General features: G+C 60.1%; 18 protein-coding genes. 6 read left to right on the forward strand and 12 right to left on the reverse strand.

Features of this window, described 5'->3' with window-relative positions; translation table 11 throughout:
• Positions 1-54 precede the first annotated feature (54 nt).
• Together HY921_04385 and HY921_04390 are read left to right on the forward strand one after the other, a co-directional pair.
• Positions 55-1,926: a hypothetical protein gene (locus HY921_04385; protein ID MBI5630105.1), complete on the forward strand. Its 1,872-nt coding sequence runs from the start codon at positions 55-57 to the stop codon at positions 1,924-1,926.
• A 1-nt stretch (position 1,927) separates the two neighbouring features.
• Entirely contained in the window at positions 1,928-2,569 is a 642-nt protein-coding gene (locus tag HY921_04390; protein ID MBI5630106.1) for a hypothetical protein, read from the forward strand.
• Between the two features lie 505 nt (positions 2,570-3,074).
• Here HY921_04390 and HY921_04395 read toward each other — a convergent pair.
• Positions 3,075-3,626: a hypothetical protein gene (locus tag HY921_04395; GenBank protein ID MBI5630107.1), complete on the reverse strand. Its 552-nt coding sequence runs from the start codon at positions 3,624-3,626 to the stop codon at positions 3,075-3,077.
• A gap of 113 nt (positions 3,627-3,739) precedes the next feature.
• On the opposite strand from HY921_04395, the gene HY921_04400 reads away from it, so the two are divergent.
• Genes HY921_04400 through HY921_04410 form a run of 3 tightly spaced genes read left to right on the forward strand, consistent with a single transcriptional unit; the run spans position 3,740 to position 6,821 of the window.
• Positions 3,740-4,396, forward strand: a complete 657-nt coding sequence (locus HY921_04400; protein MBI5630108.1) for a hypothetical protein — start codon at positions 3,740-3,742, stop codon at positions 4,394-4,396.
• A gap of 12 nt (positions 4,397-4,408) precedes the next feature.
• On the forward strand, positions 4,409-5,446 hold the full coding sequence (locus HY921_04405; protein ID MBI5630109.1) for a hypothetical protein: 1,038 nt from the start codon (positions 4,409-4,411) through the stop codon (positions 5,444-5,446).
• Positions 5,447-5,474: 28 nt separating this feature from the next.
• A complete protein-coding gene (locus tag HY921_04410) occupies positions 5,475-6,821 on the forward strand; it encodes a hypothetical protein (protein ID MBI5630110.1) in 1,347 nt (448 codons plus the stop codon).
• A gap of 14 nt (positions 6,822-6,835) precedes the next feature.
• Here the strand turns inward: HY921_04410 and purH are convergent, their stop codons facing one another.
• Genes purH through HY921_04465 form a run of 11 tightly spaced genes read right to left on the reverse strand, consistent with a single transcriptional unit; the run spans position 6,836 to position 16,819 of the window.
• Complete coding sequence (gene purH / locus HY921_04415; protein MBI5630111.1) at positions 6,836-8,389, reverse strand: bifunctional phosphoribosylaminoimidazolecarboxamide formyltransferase/IMP cyclohydrolase; 1,554 nt, start codon at positions 8,387-8,389, stop codon at positions 6,836-6,838.
• A gap of 17 nt (positions 8,390-8,406) precedes the next feature.
• Positions 8,407-8,697 (reverse strand): type II toxin-antitoxin system RelE/ParE family toxin, encoded by a 291-nt coding sequence (locus HY921_04420; GenBank protein MBI5630112.1) that lies wholly within the window; start codon positions 8,695-8,697, stop codon positions 8,407-8,409.
• Positions 8,687-8,920 (reverse strand): hypothetical protein, encoded by a 234-nt coding sequence (locus HY921_04425; protein ID MBI5630113.1) that lies wholly within the window; start codon positions 8,918-8,920, stop codon positions 8,687-8,689. The genes HY921_04420 and HY921_04425 overlap by 11 nt, the downstream gene beginning before the upstream one ends.
• Before the next feature lie 38 nt (positions 8,921-8,958).
• The gene (ligA, locus tag HY921_04430; GenBank protein ID MBI5630114.1) at positions 8,959-10,968 is read right to left on the reverse strand and encodes an NAD-dependent DNA ligase LigA; all 2,010 of its coding nucleotides are present in this window, start codon (positions 10,966-10,968) and stop codon (positions 8,959-8,961) included.
• Positions 10,937-11,371: a transcription antitermination factor NusB gene (gene nusB / locus HY921_04435; protein ID MBI5630115.1), complete on the reverse strand. Its 435-nt coding sequence runs from the start codon at positions 11,369-11,371 to the stop codon at positions 10,937-10,939. The genes ligA and nusB overlap by 32 nt, the downstream gene beginning before the upstream one ends.
• A 1-nt stretch (position 11,372) precedes the next feature.
• Positions 11,373-11,879, reverse strand: a complete 507-nt coding sequence (gene ribH / locus HY921_04440) for a 6,7-dimethyl-8-ribityllumazine synthase (protein ID MBI5630116.1) — start codon at positions 11,877-11,879, stop codon at positions 11,373-11,375.
• Complete coding sequence (locus tag HY921_04445) at positions 11,876-13,102, reverse strand: bifunctional 3,4-dihydroxy-2-butanone-4-phosphate synthase/GTP cyclohydrolase II (protein MBI5630117.1); 1,227 nt, start codon at positions 13,100-13,102, stop codon at positions 11,876-11,878. The genes ribH and HY921_04445 overlap by 4 nt, the downstream gene beginning before the upstream one ends.
• Positions 13,099-13,695 carry a riboflavin synthase gene (locus HY921_04450; protein MBI5630118.1) on the reverse strand — a complete coding sequence of 199 codons (597 nt, stop codon included), beginning with the start codon at positions 13,693-13,695 and terminating at the stop codon, positions 13,099-13,101. Before HY921_04450 ends, HY921_04445 begins: the two co-directional genes overlap by 4 nt.
• A gap of 21 nt (positions 13,696-13,716) precedes the next feature.
• A complete protein-coding gene (gene ribD, locus HY921_04455) occupies positions 13,717-14,748 on the reverse strand; it encodes a bifunctional diaminohydroxyphosphoribosylaminopyrimidine deaminase/5-amino-6-(5-phosphoribosylamino)uracil reductase RibD (protein ID MBI5630119.1) in 1,032 nt (343 codons plus the stop codon).
• 29 nt (positions 14,749-14,777) lie between these two features.
• Complete coding sequence (locus tag HY921_04460; GenBank protein ID MBI5630120.1) at positions 14,778-15,812, reverse strand: alcohol dehydrogenase catalytic domain-containing protein; 1,035 nt, start codon at positions 15,810-15,812, stop codon at positions 14,778-14,780.
• Positions 15,809-16,819 (reverse strand): alcohol dehydrogenase catalytic domain-containing protein, encoded by a 1,011-nt coding sequence (locus HY921_04465; protein MBI5630121.1) that lies wholly within the window; start codon positions 16,817-16,819, stop codon positions 15,809-15,811. The genes HY921_04460 and HY921_04465 overlap by 4 nt, the downstream gene beginning before the upstream one ends.
• A gap of 80 nt (positions 16,820-16,899) precedes the next feature.
• Here HY921_04465 and HY921_04470 point away from each other — a divergent pair, with 80 nt between their 5' ends.
• A complete protein-coding gene (locus HY921_04470) occupies positions 16,900-18,162 on the forward strand; it encodes a HAMP domain-containing histidine kinase (GenBank protein ID MBI5630122.1) in 1,263 nt (420 codons plus the stop codon).
• Positions 18,163-18,183: the final 21 nt, after the last annotated feature.

Genomic DNA, 18,183 nt, shown 5'->3' on the forward strand with positions numbered 1-18,183 from the left:
GGGCGGGACCAAAGGCCCTGAGCTCCGCCAGGCCGCATAAATTAAAATGGCTTCGTGATGCGGGTTATTTTGGCTTTATTTCTTGGCGCCAATGCCGGCCATGCGGCCGTGGCGGCGGCTCCGCCTCTTGCTCGCTCCATTATTCCCGGCGTGGTGATTCATGAGACGGCTGTTTCCATGGGCCGCGTGGCCCTGCCGCGGATTCGGCCGCTCCTCCTCGGGCTTGAGCGCTCATCCATCTCCCTTCAGAACGCCCAGTTCAAGGAGAGTCCCGTCCAGGAGGCTCGGATACTGGATTCGGTCTTTGGCGACGGTGGCCGGACCTCCGCGCGGTCCGGCCTGCCGGAGATTCTCAAGCCGTCCGCGATTCGCGGCGGCTCCGGCGCGGGAGGCGCGGATATCCCGCCTCCCCCGGAGGCAAAGGGCCGACCCGATAATGGGGGCGAGGAGGAGCGCTATTTCCGTGAGATGCGAAAAGCCTCCTTGGAGGGGGTCGAGGCCTACCAGCAGATGATCTCCTATCCGATCGCTAACGGCGATTTGCCACCGGACTCGCCGGTCCCCGAGTTCCATGAGCAGGTCATGGAGCTCTACGGCATGTCCGTGGACTCCCTTCGCTCCGAGGTGAAGCTTTTGCCGGCCGGCCCGGAGAAGGACATGGCCCTTCTGGTTTTGAGATATTTCATGCCGGCCTTGAAGCAGGGCTTGGATCCCGGCCGGGAGATCATAGGCGGCCCCTTCGGGGCTTATGTCCAGGCCGTGGCGGCGCGCCTTGCGCGCGTGCACCGGGCGGTGGAGGCCTCCGCGAGTCCGAAGGAATACAAAGAACGGCTCAAGGCCTTATCCGCTTTCGAGCGCCTGCGCGAGGATTCTCTTGAGGCCGTTGAGAATCTCCGGATGGAGGCCTTGATAAAGGCAAAGAACCTGGGGTCGGCTAGGGACGTTTATCGCAGGGCCCTGGCCTTGCTCCGGCGTTCGGCACCCCCGCGGGGCTCAGCCCCCTTGGCGGCGTTGTACTCTGTCTTGAGAAGGGCCTTGAATCCCGGGCAGGACGTGATTTTGAAAGGTTTTGGCGCCTACTATGCAGCGGTTTACTCGCGCTTGGACCATATTCAGGGCATCATCGAATCCTCGGACTCCCTTGAGGATTACCGGAGCCGCCTAGAAGGCGCCTTCCCAACGCCCCTGGTTCCGGTTCCCGCCGAGGGCTCCGCGTTGGAGCGGTCCCTTGAGATCATTCAAGGCTTTCAGAAAATCATCAACGCCGCTATGGACCGCGACGGCTTCATCCCCTCGGACTCGGCCCGCGAGCTCCATGCCCAGGTCCAGGAGGTTTACGCCGCCTTGGAGAAGGGATTGGAAGGCGATTTGCGCCGCGACCTCCTTCCGGTTTTGCGAAAAGCGCTCAGGCCCGGCAGGGAGACGGTCAACGGCCCGGTGCTTGGCTATGTCGATGCGGTATCTTATGGTTTGCGTCAGGCCAAAAATTTCACCGAGGGGGGAGGGGCTCCTCCGAAGGGTCTTGACCTTGAGAGGGCGATGAAGGCACATCCGGCCCTGGCCAGGATATTGGAAACCCCGAGGCGGCTCATCGTCACCTCTTACGCCGCTTACGACGGTTTGCAGGCAGGCGCGGTTTCAGGATTCAAAGATAAAAATTTTATTTCCCTTAAACTGTGGGTTTTGCGCGGGATATTTATATTCCTCAATCCCGACGGCAGCTACTTGAAGGGGGAGCTCAATCTTGGCGCTCTTCGCCTGGTCGAGGCTTCGCAGGCTACGTATCGCTTCGAGGCCGAGAGCCGGGCTGGCGGGCGCAAGGGAGTCATGGTCATTTCCGTGATTGATGAGAAGGAGGGCAAGATCCGCCTGAGGTTCGAGAAGCACGAGGGCAAGGTGATGCGCTTCTTCGAGGCGGAGGGCTGATATGAGGAAAGCGATTTTATTGTCCGGCTTGCTTCTCCTGGGGCAATCCGCTGCCGCTGGGGAGATGTCCGATTTTTTCCGGCATTGGCGGCTGTCTTACGAGCACGACTACTCCGCCTGCCCATACCCTTACTCGAGCGTGATCGGCTCGGCCTTCCTGCGCGGCGCGGCGTTGAGGCTCGAGTTTTACCGGGGCCGTATGTCCGCGGGATTTACCCTCGAGCCAGGAGAGAGAGAGGTCGCCTGCGAGGCCGGGAGATGCCGCGAGAAGGTGGAGTTCTCGGGCTCCAGGATTCTTCAGACTATCGCCGACCTGTCCGGGCGCTTGGAGAGGCTCTCGTCCTTCGCTCTGGACTCCGAGGGCAGGCTCAGCGTGCGCCATGAGCGGCCGGGCGCTGTCCCCGAGTCCTGCCTCTATGTCCCGGACGCCATCGAAGTCCAAGTGGGAGCCCCCAAAAGCCCAGGCTATTGGCACGGCTACAACGCCGAGCTCGGCTACGTCACCGTCTATTCGCCCAACGTGGAGCTCTATGGAGGCATCGTCCTGCGCGCGGAATGGACGATGGAAAACACATGGAGGGCGCTGTATTTCGGGCGCTACGTCTGGGTTTACCTTGCGCGGAGCACGATTTCGCTTCCTTGAGATGATCTCACCTCGTTTAAATTGAAGCTTGGCCGCGCATCTATGCGGCCCGTCGCGTTGTTCTGCTCAAAGTCAACTTGCCATGCATATTCACCCACCCGTGGAACCTGACGCCAACAAGTCGCTTCATAGCGCTGACCCTTCTTGAGGAGGCAGATATTGCTCACGGTCATGCGTCCTCGCTTGTCCGGAGAGGAGGCATAAGATCCGTAAATTTGCCACACTCCCGTTCCGGGCCAATCGAGGCAGTAAACATGTGCCGGAGGGGATTGCGACACCTGCGCCATTGGGAAAGGTGCCGCCGAGAGTTCTAGGCACGATTCATATTGAGCCTTTAAATCTTTTTGACTGGGAACGTTGCCTTGCGCGCCAAGCGCTTCCGCCGTGAGGAATTCGTTTAAGAGCAACGCTAAAACTGTTAAGGACCTCATTATTTGAAGTGTGCGGCCAGGCCGGTTTCCTGTCAAGGGCCCCCTCTTGGGGGGATGCGGTTCCCCGGTTGCCGCTAATTTGCCTGCGGGGTCAGCGGCTGGTAGGCCCTGTTCAAATTCTGCATCAGTTCGGCCTTCACCTTGCCCCCGGCGGACGGGGCCAGATGACCCAAAAGCATGGTGTAGGCGTCCGGGGCCAACCGATCGAGGCAGTTCATTAAGGCCCCCTCGTCCGTGTCGTTGCCTACGTTTACCGGCTGGCCTGAGGGATTGCTGATGGGGCACGCCCCGCTCGGCGACATTCGGCAAACCCGCAGTCGAAACCTCGGATTTTTCTCCGGGTCCTTGGGGTCGCTCAACCTTAGCTCGATGGACAGTTTTTCAGCCTGTTGACCGACCGCCCCCATACCCTCCGTTTGAAGGGACAGGCATTTGTACTGCTCCGGGCCGCTTGTCTGGGCGTTATACCGGGCTTTCAATATCTTCGGCGGGGCGATTACGGTCTTCCTCGCTCCTTGTCCGGCTTCCGTCGCTTTCTCGATTTCAATGTCGTTGAACGGCCAAGTTTGAGCCCGCAACGGAAGGGCGGACAGGGCAGCCGCCAAGAAAATCAGCTGGTATTTCATCGGAACCTCCGTTAGTCGCCGATTTGCAGTTTAAGTCCTCTTTCCAATTCTGTCAATGGCGAATAAGTGGCATAGGTCTTGACAGGAGTTAGTAGTCCTGTTAAATGGTTGTCATGAAATGGATTTTCCCAATTTTCATTCTGGCCGCCTCGGCCCATGCCAAGGATTACCCCGACCCGAGGACCGTCCACGATTGGCCCGCCTCCGAGGCGCGCGAGGCTTTTGCCAAGGCGGGGCCGGTGACCCGCGACATGATTTTCGGCCCGGCCGACGGGGTGGGGGAGTGGGAGCTCGAGGCCGAGACCAAGACCGACGGGACCGGCGTCCGCGAGGAAATAGACGCCTGGGCGCAGACGTTCGAGTTCTACCATAAGAAGGATCCCTACACCAAGCGGGAATTCGACTTCGTCGTCAGAAAGCACGTATTCCTTCTGCCTCCGCCGGCGTCCCAATACACCCAAGAAAGCGAGTGCCGCTCTGCTTTCCTCCTCAAGGTCGGCGCCTTGGTCATGGACGACTCCAATTTCGCGGGGCACGAGTATTCCAGGCATATCCCTATCACCAATTTCAATCGACGCTCCCTCAGCCACCACTTCCTCTGCCGCAAGGGCGCCGACGCGAAGCACATCCTATGCCGGGTGACTTTGAAGCAGTGGTCCAAGCCCATCCTGGCCAGCGGCTCGTGGCGCCCGGAGGGCGAACCGTCCGTTTTCTACCAAGGCTACCGGCGGAAGTATTCGGGACCAGGTAAAGCGAGGCTTAGACAGTGATGAGGAGGAGTTATGTACATCAACCACAAATTTGTCCTTAAAACTTTGGCGATATTTTCTGTCCATATAGTGCTGGTTTCAATTTGCCGTGCCGATATTTCAGGGCGGGGAAAGGCAAGACTGCCTGCGATTGGAAATTTAAATTGTTCTCTTTATGACGCGCAACGAAAATGGCCAATAAATTTCGCAGTGATTGAATCTATGCATAACGGAAGACAAAACCTTTTTAAAATTACTCCTATCAGTGAATCATGCAGAGGCGATTCGACTACCTTGGCCGATCGAATTTCTAAAGCCAGTTCTTTAGATATCTGTGAACCAATAATTAAAGAACGCTTCCTTAATTACATTCAAAAGAAATATAAAAAACAATTTTATGGGGAGCATGCTTATTATTTAATCCCGTACTTGTTAGGCGCGAATATTTGTCCTAACAAGAATGAAAGGTATAAATGTTTATCTAAAGAATGGAATCAAATAGGATCGTCTAAACAATTGGAATGGATCTGGAAATGGGAACCGCACAGCAAAGATGGCAAGCGTTATAATCGAGTCGCGGAGAAAATTAAAGGCGCAAAAAATGAAGATATACATATCAACACTTGGGATGCTAAATTTAAGAAGGAAGTATTTTTGAAATTCCTGAGCCAATATCAGGCTGGAGTGCGGGAAGATTTGGAGGCTTTCAATAGGCTGGAAGAGATATACCTGCAAGCTGAAATTACATGCAATGATACTAAGAAAACAATGGAAGTTAAACAAAAGGAGTTGTCAGAAAAGGCCATTTTATTTGTTAAGGAGAGATTTGATAAATTGGCGCCGAAACAGAAGAAACAGTCAGGAAATCCTATTTCTGCAAATGACTACATTAAGAAATACAAGCCAGACAGCTGCGAAAATCGGCTGATTGCGCTTTTAAACAAGCCAGAGCAAAAGGCAGCTTTTCCTTACTTATTAAGAGTCCAAGCTGAAACCATTCAGCATTGGGCGGATCAGGCGGCCGATATCCTTGGAAATCGTAAAGAGAGGCTCGTTGTTCCTGCTCCTTAGTTTTCAGGTTATCGAGGAGGTGCAAGGTATGGCCGCAAGATTGCTGAGGCATCAATTCGTTGTGGCCGCAGTCTTAATGCTCAGCCTGATGGTGAATTTTGTACAAGCTGCTGAAAACCCTCCTACGGATCAGGTATCTCTTGGGAACCTGAAGTTGGCTAAAGAGGGAATTGATGCGGCGCCTCCTCTCCCTGAAATGACCGATATTAAGCAGTCAGTAGATAAACTAAAGTCAGCGCTTCAAAATATCCAAGAAAGGACTGAGATGCTTAATAAGCATCTGGAAATGGCAAAAAAGATTTTTGATGCGTTAGACAGGCCGGCTAACCGAATTGATTGCGTCAGCCGAAAGCATAATGCTCCCCTGGGCGAAATTGTCTGCGATGACGACGTTACTTCCAAACAGCCTGCGGCACGGCAGGTCATGTTCGCCGAGAAGGCATTGGTGCTTATTGGAAACAGCCTCGGCAGGGTTAGGGGTGAATTGAGCGGATTTGAGGAGCCGGAATATTGCCAGAATCAAAACGGCTCAAGCGTTCTGAAGCCGATAGTCGCCATCCGGAACGCATTCTATGATCCGACTCTTAAAAATAGGCTCAGTTTCAGTTATGCTGAATGGAATGTGGGTCGGCTTGCGGGTAATGAGGGAATCTTCGAGCGTGCGGCAAAGAGATGGAAGACCTCTTTTATGGATTCGAAGCTAATTCCAAAACAGAAGGAAGCATGGACGAAGCGCAAGGACATGTTGTCCGCCAATATCTCAAGGCTGGGCCAAATCGGTTCATTCTGCAGGACATATTTAGATGCGGTCAAGGCGGTGAGGGGTCGTTTTGAGGCGCTTGAACAGGAGAATGGGATCCTGGTTCAAATGGTGGGGTATTATCGGACTGGAAAGGCCGATGGTGAATATCAGGTCTCTGACAGGAGCGGGCTTTCCCCGTTTAGTGCTCCCCAAAAAAAGGACGCAACTCTTCAAGGACTGGCTCGAGATTTTCAAGACAAGCGAGCAAAGGTGAAAGACATGCTTGCACAGGAACTCCCGTCGTATGCTTTGTCTCCCAAAAATGCGGGGGAGCCATTATTTCTGGCGCCGCCTCCGTTGGACAAACCGGAAGCGCCTAAATTGGAGGAGATTTATAAGACCGAATTCAGCTGCGATAAGAAATGGAGTCCGGATACCTTGGGATTTACGGATCAATATGGCAGAGATTTCGTCTTGAGCGTCAGGGAGGGTCAGGATCAGAAGGGCTGGCTGCGCAAGCCCGAGAAAGGGAGATATTCAGGGCGAAACTGGCCGGACCGACCCGTGGGTTCCAACCTTACGCAAACAACGATATTCCCCGATGTCGAGTATAAACTTAAGGGCTGTCAGTAAGGCTGAGCCCCGCTTCAATGCCTAAAATGCCGCACGCCGGTAAATACCATCGCGACACCTTTCTGATCGCAGGCCTCTATTGAGTCCTTGTCCTCGCTCGATCCTCCGGGCTGGATGACGGCGGTAATGCCCGCGGCGGCCGATTCGAGGACGACCTCGGCCGATAGCGCGCCGTCGGAGGCCAGCACCATGGGAAGTCCGGCCGGGATGATGGGGTGGCGCTCCTGGCTTTTGACGAGGGCGAGCCTGACCGCATCGAGCCTGGAGGTTTGGCCGCTTCCGATGCCTATGGTGTGGGGCCCCCGGCAGATGACGGCGGCGTAAGTGCGGGCGTGCTTGGCCACGTGCCAGGCAAGACGCAGGGCCTTGAACTCGAACTCGGCTGGGGGCCTCCTGGTGACTACCTTTAGCTCTCCCAAGAGCGGCTGCTGATCCTTCTCCTGCACCAGGACCCCGCCGGCCACGGCCCTAAAGTCCATCTCGTGGGCCGAGATCAGAGTGGAAGGCAGGCTTACCAGGCGAATGTCCTTCTTGGTCTTTAATATGGTCAAAGCCTTGGGGGAGAATTGGGGGGCCGCGATCAGGCTCACGTACTCTGCGGCGAAGAACGCCGCGGCCTCCTCGTCGAGCTCCCGGTTGATCGCCGCGGTGCCGCGAAAGCAGCTCCGAGGGTCGCCGCGGTAGGCGAGCTTGGCCGCCTCGGAGAGCTTGTCCGAGGCCGCGGCCCCGGCCGGGACCGCGAGCTTGACGATGGCGCAGGCCGGGTCTCCTATATCGGTCACGAGATCCCAGGCCACCTCCAAGTCCAGGTAATGGTTGTAGGAAAGGGGCTTGCCGTAGACGAGGTTTGCCGCGTTGATGCCCCAGGACCGTGAGCCGCTCAGAGCGTAAAGGGCGCCCTGCTGCTGGGGGTTTTCTCCGTAGGGAAGCTCCGCGGTTTTTTTGAGTCCGATCACGAGCTCGTCGGGGAGCTGGTCCCATTTGCCGCCCAGGTACTGGGCCACCGTGCTGTCGTAGTAAGCGCAGTAGTGGAAGGCCTTGGCTGCCAAGGCCTGGCGGCGCTCAAGATTGATTTTCCCATACTGCTTCAAGGAATCAATTATTCCCTGATAATCATCAGGATCGCAGAGGCCGATCACATGCCGGAAATTCCTGGCCGCCGCGCGCAGAAGGGCCGAGCTCGCCAGATCCAGGTAGTCCATGATTTCGGCCTGGCTCAGGTTGGGCTCGGCCAATATTTGGGCCAGGGGGTAGAGGTTCACGGCCACGAGATCTATGGCTTGGGCGCGCAGGCGCTCCAAGGCGTGCATTTGCCCCGTCTGGTCGCGGTCGGCCGATATGCCGGCCAGTATCTTCGGATGGAGAAGTCCCTGCGGCCCCTCGAGAAGCACGGGGCTCGCCAGGAAATCCTTAAGCTCGATGATCGCAAGCTCCGACTGCCGCAAGGCCGCGGCCGTCCCGCCGTAGGAGATGATTTTATAGCCCAGGGCCGAGAGCGCATAGGCGAACTCGATGATCCCGGTCTTGTCCGTGACGTTTAGAAGGGCGAAGCGCTCGGGAGCGGGCATGAGGAAAGTATTTTATATTAATGCGAACGCAGGCGGGTCTCCATCTCCCTGTAGACGTCCTTGCGGTGCCTGACGGCCCAAATGATCACCGAATATCCCTTGACCTGGTAAACGATTCTGTAGTCTCCCGTGCGTATTCTTCTAAGACCGCTCAAAGTCCCTCCCAGGGGCTTGCCGTAAAGGTCGGGATGCTCCGCCAGGCGCTTGGATATTCCGTCCAGGATTCTGGCCCGCAGATTCCCGGGAATGGGGCGCAGGTCATCCTCGATTTCGGCCCGGAAAAGGATGCGGTAGGGCTCAGCGGCCAAGCCGTCTCTCGAGTTCCTTGAGGCTTAGGAGCTTGGCGGGGCGCTTGGAGCGCTCCTCAACCAGGCGCGCCAGGGAGAGGTCCTCCAGATGCTCCAGGGCCTCGTGGATGAGGTCCCTCGCCTTGGTGGACAGGGAGACATTGTCCTCCTCGGCCAGGAACGCCAAGGCGTCGTAAAGAGGCTTTTCCAACATTACTTGAAGGCGCGGGTTCTTGGTGGGCATGAGCAAAGTGTACCATAAGTGGTGAACTCTGTCAAGGCCTATTCTGATTGGATGAGCTTCAAAAACTCCTCCTCCGTGAGGACCCGCACCCCGAGCTTTCTGGCCTTGTCGAGCTTGGAGCCCGGAGCCTGGCCCGCCACCACGTAGCCGGTCTTGGAGGAGACCGAGGCGGAGGTCTGAGCGCCTAAGTTCTTCACCTTCTCCTCGGCCTCCTCGCGCGTCATGGAGGAAAGCTCGCCCGTGAAGACAAATGACTTGCCGTCTAAAGCGGAGGAGCTCGTTCTTGGTTCCATTTTTTTTAAGTTAAGACCGGCTCTCCCCAATTTGTTAAGGAGTTCCTGGATTTTGCCGGAGGAAAAGAACTTCGCGACCGCCTCCGCCACCACCGGGCCGACCTCGCGGATTTTTTCGAGCTCCGAAACCGGGGCCTTCATGAGCTCTTCCAGGTCGTAGAGATATGCCAGGGTCTCGGCGGTCTTCTCACCCACGTGGCGGATGCCCAGACCGAAGAGGAGCTTGGATAGCGGGCGGGATTTGCTGGCCGCGATCTGGTCGATGAGATTCTGGGCCTTTTTGTCGGCGAAAAGCTCAAGTTCGAGGAGATACTCCTTGGAGAGGGTATATATCTGGGCGATGTCCTCCACGCGCCCGGAACTTACCAACTGCTCGACCGCGGCTTCGCCCAGGCCCTGGATGTCGAGGGCCGGGCGCGAGGCGAAATGCAGAAGCCGCCTCTTGATCTGCGCCGGGCAGGAAGGGTTATCGCAGCGGTAGGCCACGTACTCTTCCTCCTTGGCCACGGGCCCGCCGCAGGAGGGGCATTTCTTGGGGGGGGACACCTCCTTCTCTCGGCCCTTGCGGGCCTCGAGATTCACCTTGACCACCTTGGGGATGACCTCTCCCGCGCGCTCGATGAGCACCTGGTCGCCGACTTTCACCCCCAGGCGCTCCATCTCCGAGAAGTTGTGCAAGGTGGCCGAGGAGATGGTGACCCCGGCGCAGAACACGGGCGCGAGCTTGGCTACCGGCGTAATGGCTCCGGTGCGGCCCACCGAGAAGAGAATGTCCAGGACCTCGGTCGAGGCCTGCTGGGCCGGGTACTTGAAGGCCGCCGCCCATCTGGGACTCTTGGCCGTGGCCCCCAGTCTTCTCTGCAGGGCGAAGGAGTTGATTTTAACCACGAGCCCGTCGGCCGGAAAAGGTAGTTTGGGGAGCTCTTTTTCTCCAAATTTATGGTAGTAGGCGATGGCGTCCTCAATCTCTTTGACTACTAGTTTATAAGGCGAAACAGGAATTCCCAAGGCTAGGCAGGTTTCTAGGAACTCTGATTGACTGCCTAGCTTCGTCCCGCCTTCCCACAGCCCGAAGGAATGGGCGAAGAAGCGCAATCGGCGCCGCGCGGTCACACGAGGGTCCTTCTGCCTCAAGGATCCCGCCGCGCAGTTCCTGGCGTTGACGAAGCCCTCGAGTCCCGCTTCCCTCTCGGCGGCGTTGATCCTCTCGAAATCGGAGTAAGTGAGGAAGACCTCTCCGCGAAGCTCCAGGCGTTCCGGGGCCGGGCCCGCCAGGGCCAGGGGGATAGAGCGCAGGGCGCGCACGTTGGCCGTGACGTCCTCGCCCACCTCGCCGTCTCCGCGCGTGGCCGCGCGCGTCAAGCGCCCTTTCTCGTAGGAAAGGGCGCAGGAAAGCCCATCGATCTTAGCCTCAATTAGGAATTCTGGTTTTTCCCCAGGGGGGAGAAGCCTCAAAACCCGCTCATGCCACTCGCGGAGCTCCTCCTCATTATAGACATTGCCGATCGACAGCATCGGCGCCGCGTGCTTTACCGGCTTGAATTGCTCCGCCGCGCTTCCAGAGACCCGCTGGGTCGGAGAGTTCGGGCTCCGGGCCTCGGGGTGCTTCTTCTCGAGTTCGGCCAAGCGCCGCATGAGGCGGTCGTACTCCTCGTCGGAGACGACCGGCGCGTTTTCAAGGTAGTAGCGCCGGTCGTGCTCGGCGATCTCGGCGCGGAGGCGCTCAATCTCCGTCAGGATCTTTTTGGGGATCATGGGGGCGCAGGGCCTTGAGCTTGTCGAGGATGCCGTTGATGAACTTGGTGGACTCCTCGGTCGAGAACTTTCGCGCGATCTCGATGGCCTCGTCTATCACGACGTTGACGGGGGTCTGGGGTGAATGCAGTATCTCGTAGGCGGCCAGGCGTAGGACGTTGCGGTCCACCGCGGCCATGCGAATCAAGGTCCAGTTCTTGGCGGTTTCCTCGATGTGGCGGTCGAGAGCCTCTCGGTGCCCGGCGGTACCCCGCACGAGCTCGCAGACGAAGAGAAAGGTCTTCTCGTCGGCCTCGCCCTTGCAATTGACCGAGTCCAAGGCCTTGGACTCGGAGGTGCCGGCCGTGTCCATGACGTAGAGCGCCTGGAGAGCGAGCTCGCGCGCCTGGCGGCGTTTACCCATGTTATCGGCCTCCTCGACGAGGAGGCCGATTCTGAGGTTTTTCCTTTGGCTGTTCTTGTATTCGTTTCTGAGAGTGTTGTCGCAATTGTTTTCGCACCACGATCATCTCCAACGCGGCCAAAGCCGCTTCCTTGCCGCGGTCGAGGCTGCCCTTGGTCCTGGCCAGGGCCTGGGCCTCCGTGTTCGGGGTGATGACCCCCAGGATGCATGGGACTTTGGTTTTGAGGGAAACCTCGTGAAGGCTCGCGATGACCGAGCGCGAGATATGCTCGTTTTGCGGCGTGCTTCCCTTGAGGATGCAGCCCAAGGCGATAACGGCATCGAATTTCCCGGAGAGAGCCAGCTCCTGGGCGGCCCAGGGGATCTCGTAGCCTCCTGACACTCGAACCACGGCGATTCGCGATTGCGCGACTCCATGACTATTGAGTGTGGTCAGGCAGCTCCCAAGCAGGCGCGAAGTGACTTTCTCATTGAAGCGCGAGACTACGACGGCGACGCGAGGCTTCATGGCAGAGATTCCTCCAGCCAATGCCCGAGCTTGAGCCTCTTGGCCTTGAGGTAGCGGGCGTTGTGCTTGTTGGGCGTCATCTGGATGGGGATGCGCTCGGTGACCTTGAGCCCGTAGCCTTCGATGCCCACGATCTTTCGCGGGTTGTTGGTGAGGATCCTGATCGTGGAAAGCCCCAAGTCCGACAGGATTTGGGCCCCGATCCCGTACTCGCGGAGATCCGGCTTGAACCCCAGGGCGATGTTGGCCTGGACCGTGTCCAGGCCCTTGTCCTGCAGGCCGTAGGCGCGGATCTTGTTCAGGAGCCCGATCCCGCGTCCTTCCTGGGAAAGGTAGAGAAGGACCCCGCGCCCGGTCTGCGCGATCTGCCCTAGGGCGGCCTCGAGCTGGGCTCCGCAGTCGCAGCGGGCCGAGAAAAGGGTGTCGCCGGTGATGCAGGAGCTGTGGACTCGGACCAGGACGTTCTTCACGCCCTCGACCAGGCCCTTGACCAAGGCCAAATGCTGCTTGCCGGTGAGCGTTTCCTCGTAGAGGTGGATGAGAAATTCTCCGTGCCGGGTAGGCAGGCGCGCGCTGGCCAGCCTCTTGACCAGCCTCTCCTTGCTCCTGCGGTACTCGATCAAATTCTTGATGGTGATGAGAATCAGGCCGTGGCGCCTGGCGAATCGCCGGAGCTGGGGGGTGCGGGCCATGCTCCCGTTGGGATTTAAAATCTCGCAGATGACCCCGGCGGGGGAAAGCCCCGCCAGGCGCGCCAGGTCCACCGCGGCCTCGGTATGCCCGGCCCTGACCAAAACGCCTCCCTCCTTGGAGCGCAGTGGGAACACGTGTCCCGGCCGCATCAAGTTCTGGGGCCCGGCCTTGGGGTCGAGCAAAGTCTTGACCGTAAGCGCGCGGTCATGGGCCGAGATTCCGGTGGTGGTCCCCTCCTTGGCGTCAACCGACACCGAGAAGGCCGTGTCGCGGCCGGGTCCGGGCCCGGCCGCGTTCGAAGTATCCACCATGGGATGGAGCTTGAGTTCGTCGAGGCGAGAGCCCAGCATCGGCACGCAAATGAGCCCCCGCCCGTGCTGGGCCATGAAATTGACGGCCCTCTCCGTGCACTTCTCGGCCGCGATCACGAGGTCTCCCTCGTTCTCCCGGGCCGGATCGTCGATCACGACGATCATCCTGCCGCGCCGGACGGCCGAGATTGCGTCATCGATCGAGTCGAAGCCCTTCATCGCGGGCTCCCCGCCCCGGCGCGAGCGCCGGCCAAGACCGAGCGCACGTAGCGCGCGATGAGGTCGGCCTCGAGGTTGACGCGCTCGCCCGGCCGGCGGCTTGCGAGGTTGGTGCTCTTTAACGTGTGAGGGACCAGGACGGTCTCGAAATGAGACGCCTTCACCGCGGTCACGGTGAGGCTCACCCCGTCCACGGCGACCGAGCCTTTGAGCGCCAGCAGCCCTTTGAGGGCCGGCGGCAGTTCTACCCTCAAGAGGGAGAATCCGTCATCCGATGGCTTTATGGCGAGTATCCTGGCGCGGGCGTCCACGTGGCCGCTCACCAGGTGCCCGCCCAAGGCGTCGCCCGCCTTCAAGGCCGGCTCGAGGTTCACGGCCGCGCCGAGCTCGAGATCGGAAAGGCTGGTCCTGCCCCAGGTCTCGCGGCTTACGTCGAACTTGAGCTTCCGAGGCCTGACGGAGGCGACGGTGAGGCAGGCGCCGTTGACCGCCACGCTTTCGCCCAAGCGGGCCTTGAGCCCGCTCGTGATTTCGAGAGTCGAGCCCATCAGGGAACGGACTACGCCGATCTCTTGGATGATGCCAGTAAACATAAAGAACTCGCCCCGGCCCGCCTAACGAGGCGGATCGACGCTCCCATAGAATAGAAAATCCGGGCCTATCTTTTTAAGCCGAACCGCCTTGAGGCGCGGGGCCTGCCCGGGATCGCTGGCGCCGGAGATGAGCTTCGGGGCGAGGAAAACCCGGGCCTCGTCCACGGCCCCCGCGGACAAGAACGAGGCGTGCACGGTGGGTCCTCCCTCCACGAGCACGGTCCTGATCCCGCGCGCCAGAAGCTCGCGCAGGACGGCGCCGAGATCGAGTCCCCCGCCTTTGGCGGGAACTCGGATAACCTCGGCCAGTCGGGGGGGCGAGCGCAGGATTTTTCGGGATCGGGTGAAGATCAAGGTCGGAGCTTTCCCTTCGAGGATACGGGCCTTGGCCGGGGTGCGTAAGCGGCTGTCGAGGACCACCTTGACCGGGTCGCGCCCAGCCCCGTGCGCGGTCAAAGCCGGGTCGTCGGCCAGCACCGTCTTGATGCCAACCAAGACCGCGTCGCAGCGCGCGCGCAGGAGATGGGCCTCTCGGCGCGCGCGCGGCCCGGTGATCCAGCGGGATGCCCCTCCCGTGCAGTAGGCGCGGCCGTCGAGGCTTAGGGCGGTTTTCAGTATGACATATGGGCGCTTTGCGCCCATATGTCGGAAAAATTCCTTGTTCAAAGTTAGGGCCTCTCTGGCAAGAAGCCCCACCTCGACTTCAATCCCGGCGTGGCGCAGGGCTAAAAATCCAGCGCCGCGCATACTAGGATTAAGATCCTTGCTGGCCGCGACCACGCGGGCGACCCCGGCCTTGGCCAGGGCTTGGGCGCAGGGCGGTGTTTTCTTGCCCTGGTGGGCCACGCAAGGCTCGAGCGTGACATAGGCCGTGGCCCCCTTGGCTTGGGATCCGGCCCGCGACAAGGCTGCGGCCTCGGCGTGGGGCCCGCCGCAGGTTCGGTGCCAGCCCTCTGACACGACTTTCCCGCCTTTGACCAGCACGCAGCCGACTTTGGGATTGGGGCGGACCGCGGCCCCGCCGCGCCGGGCCAGAGCCAGGGCCCGGGCCATGAAGCGGCGGTCTTCGGCTGTGAAGCGCGTCAAGGGATCACGGCGGCCTTGGGATTGGACTGCCGGTGCTTGAGCTCGAAGTAGGAGGGCAAATCGTCCAGTCGTATGCTTTCCGGGACGAGGAGCGAGGCCTTGATCTGCCCCGAGGCGATCAGCTCCACCGCGGCCTTGAAATAGCGGGGAGTGTGGTGGAAGACCCCGTGCAGGGAAATTTGGCTGTAATGGATGCGGTGGGCGTCCAGGGGAACCATAGTCCCCGAGGCGCAGCCTCCGAACAGACAGACCCGTCCGCCCTTGCGCACGAGATCCAGGCTCATCTGCCAGGTCTCGGTCTTGCCCACGGCCTCGAAGACGCAGTCCGCTCCCCGGCCCTCGGTGACGCGCCTGACCTCCGCGACCGGATCGCTCTCGAGCGCGCTCACCACCGAGTGGGCGCCCGCGGCTTGGGCGTTTTTCAAGTGCTCGAGGTTGCGTCCGACCACGATGACTTGGGCGCGCCGCGCGGCCAGGGCCTGGATGAGGAGCAGAGACATTGAGCCCGCCCCCAGGATGGCCACGGACTCCCCAGCCCGGACTCCCAGCATCTCCACGGCGTGGATGGCGCAGGCCAATGGTTCGGCCAGGGCCGCCTCGGTGAAGTTCACGTGGCCTTCGAGGACGTAGAGGTTCCTCCTCACGATATGAGCCGGGATCAGGTTGTACTCGGCGTAGGCCCCGTTGTGGAGCTTTAAGTTGTCGCAGAGCTGGCTTTGCCCGTGGGCGCAGAAGTAGCAAGCCTCGCATGGAGCGGAATTGCCGGCCACCACGCGCTGGCCCGCCCGGAAATTCTCGACGCCGGCGCCTGCCGCCATGATGGTTCCGGACATTTCGTGCCCGAAGAGGGAGGGGGTCGAGGCCAGCATCACTTTGTGCCCCTGACGGTAGGCCTTAAAGTCCGTGCCGCAGGTAAGAGCCGCCCCGATCTTGATGAGGACTTCCCCCGGACCGGGCCTGGGGAGGGGAACCTCCTCGATTCGGATTTCCTTCGGGGCGTAGAACAGCACGGCGCGCATGGTCTCTTTCATGGTCCTCTCGGGACGAGCACGGCCTTCATGGCGGCCCGCGCGCGCAAGTCGCGCGCGGCCTGGGGGAAATCCTCGAGGCGGTAGGCCTTGGGCCTCAAGGGGGCGATCTTAACCGAGCCATCCGCCAGGAGCTCCAAGGCTTGGCGCAGGTCCGCCAAGGAGGGGGAGTAGCTGCTCATGACCGTCAGCTCGCGGTGGTATAGCTGGTTTAAGTCGAGCTCGGCTTGGGGCGGGTGGACGCTCGCGAATATGTTGAGAGTGCCGCCGTCGCGCAGCCAGGAAAGCCTCTCGGCCGCCAGTCGCGCGCTGCCGGCGCAGAAAATGAGGGCATCGAGGCCGCGGCCAGTCGTCTTGCGGCTGATCGCCTCCTCCATGGCCGGGGGAGCGACGAAGCCCTCTCCCCAGGGGGAAAGGGCTTGCGCCCGGGACTCGTCCAAGTCGAGTCCCAGGACCGAGGCCCCGGCGCGCTTCAAGAGCTGAGCCATGAGGATGCCGATGGCGCCGAGACCGACGATTCCGACCGCGGCGCCGGGGCCAACTCCCAGGCGCCTCACGTTGCGCAGGCAGCAGGCCGTGGGCTCCATTTGGCTGGCCGAAAGGAAGTCGAGGCTCTCGGGGATCTTGAACACCGTGGAACCGAGGTGGGCCTGGGGGATCCTCACGTACTCGGCGAAGCCGCAGGGATCAATGTTGCTCGCCTTGAAATCCCGGCACATGGACTCATGCCCCTCGGCGCAATAGCGGCATTTGAGGCAGGGCACGTGATGGGCCAGGGCCACGCGGTCGCCTTCCCGGAACCCCAGGACCGCGGCCCCCACCTTGACCAAGCGCCCGGAGAGCTCATGGCCGAGCACGGCGCGCTCGGCCCGGGTCTCGAGCTTCATGAGGTCCGTGCCGCAAACCCCGCAGGCCTCGACCTCGAGCAGGGCCTCGCTCTCGGAGATTCCGGGAACCGGGACTTCCTGCAGGGCCGCGCCTAGGCGGGGTTCGTAAAGGATGGCTTTCACGCAAATTAGTCTTTTTTGATTATACAAAATCAGCGAGGCCGGCCTTGATTTTTATGGCCGGGCGGGCCATACTTCAGTCAGTGAAACGGGAAAGGCTGGGAACGGGGCTCTTGAGCATGGACAGCGCCGCGTTCTCTCTCATGATGGCCATCGCGGCCTACCTAGGCCGGGAAAATCCTGATTTCATTTATCCAGAGATACTGTGGAGCTTCGTGGCTCTCCTGGGCTTCAACCTGATCAATTTCACCGTGCTCTCCAAGCGCATTCCCGCGTTCACCCGGGCGCGTCTTGCCGTCCTGGCTAATACCGCGCTGGTCACTGGGGTGATCCATTATTCCGGCGGGCCCTACTCCTATTTTTGGGTGATGTATCTTCTGCCCATCTTCACGGCCGCCCTGGCCTTGGAAGGGGGGGGGATCTTCACGACGGTATTCGGGATATTCGCGCTCCTGGGCTTCTTCTACCGGGATTCGTTCCGCATGGGGCTTTGGGTCGAGATCCTGGAGTGGGCGATCAAGGTGCTGACCTTGCTCACCGCGGCCGGGGTCATGGTGCGCGTGGCTTTCAACGAGAGAAGGCTCGCCCGCAAGCTCATGGCCGAGCGCGAGAAGGCCGCGCAGGAGCACTTGGCGGCTCGCGAGAAGATTCAGCACATGGATCGCCTCGCCACCTTGGGCACCTTGGCCGCCAGCCTCACCCATGAGCTCAAGGGGCCGCTCACCTCCATCATCGGGTTCACGGACTTGGCCTTGGAGGGCCCATCCACCCGCGACAGCCTGGGCGAGTCCATGCGCTACATAGACAAGGCGGCCCGGCGCTGCAAGACCGTGATAGACGATATGCTTTCCTTCGCGCGCCATCAGCAGGGCGACCGCAAGGTCGCCGATCTCAACGCGCTCATCAAGGAGTGCGTGCGCTTGAAGAACTCCGATCTCCAGGGCTCGGAGATCCAACTCGATGAGGAGTACGCGGAGAATCTGCCCCATATCTCGGTCAACCCCGCGGAGTTCCAGCAGGTGATTTTCAACCTCCTTACCAACGCGGAGCAGGCCGTCCGGGTCAACCGCGAGGGCGGGGGTCTTATCCGGATTCGCACCCAAGACGCGGCCCGGAGCGTGCTGGTTTCGGTGGAGGACAACGGCCCGGGCATCCCGGAGAATAATCTCGATAAGATATGGGAGCCGTTCTTTACCACCAAGCCCGCGGGCGTTGGGACGGGTTTGGGCCTTCCCATTTGCCGGCAAATCGTGGAGAATCACTCCGGCCGCATCTGGGTCGAGCCGGGTTCAGAAAGCGGGGCCGCCTTCCGACTGGAATTTCCCAAGAGTCCTGCCGTCCAATAGTCCGAAAGTTCTAATAATCCT

Source organism: Elusimicrobiota bacterium (genome assembly GCA_016218575.1).
GTDB lineage: Bacteria > Elusimicrobiota > Elusimicrobia > UBA1565 > UBA9628 > JACRDN01.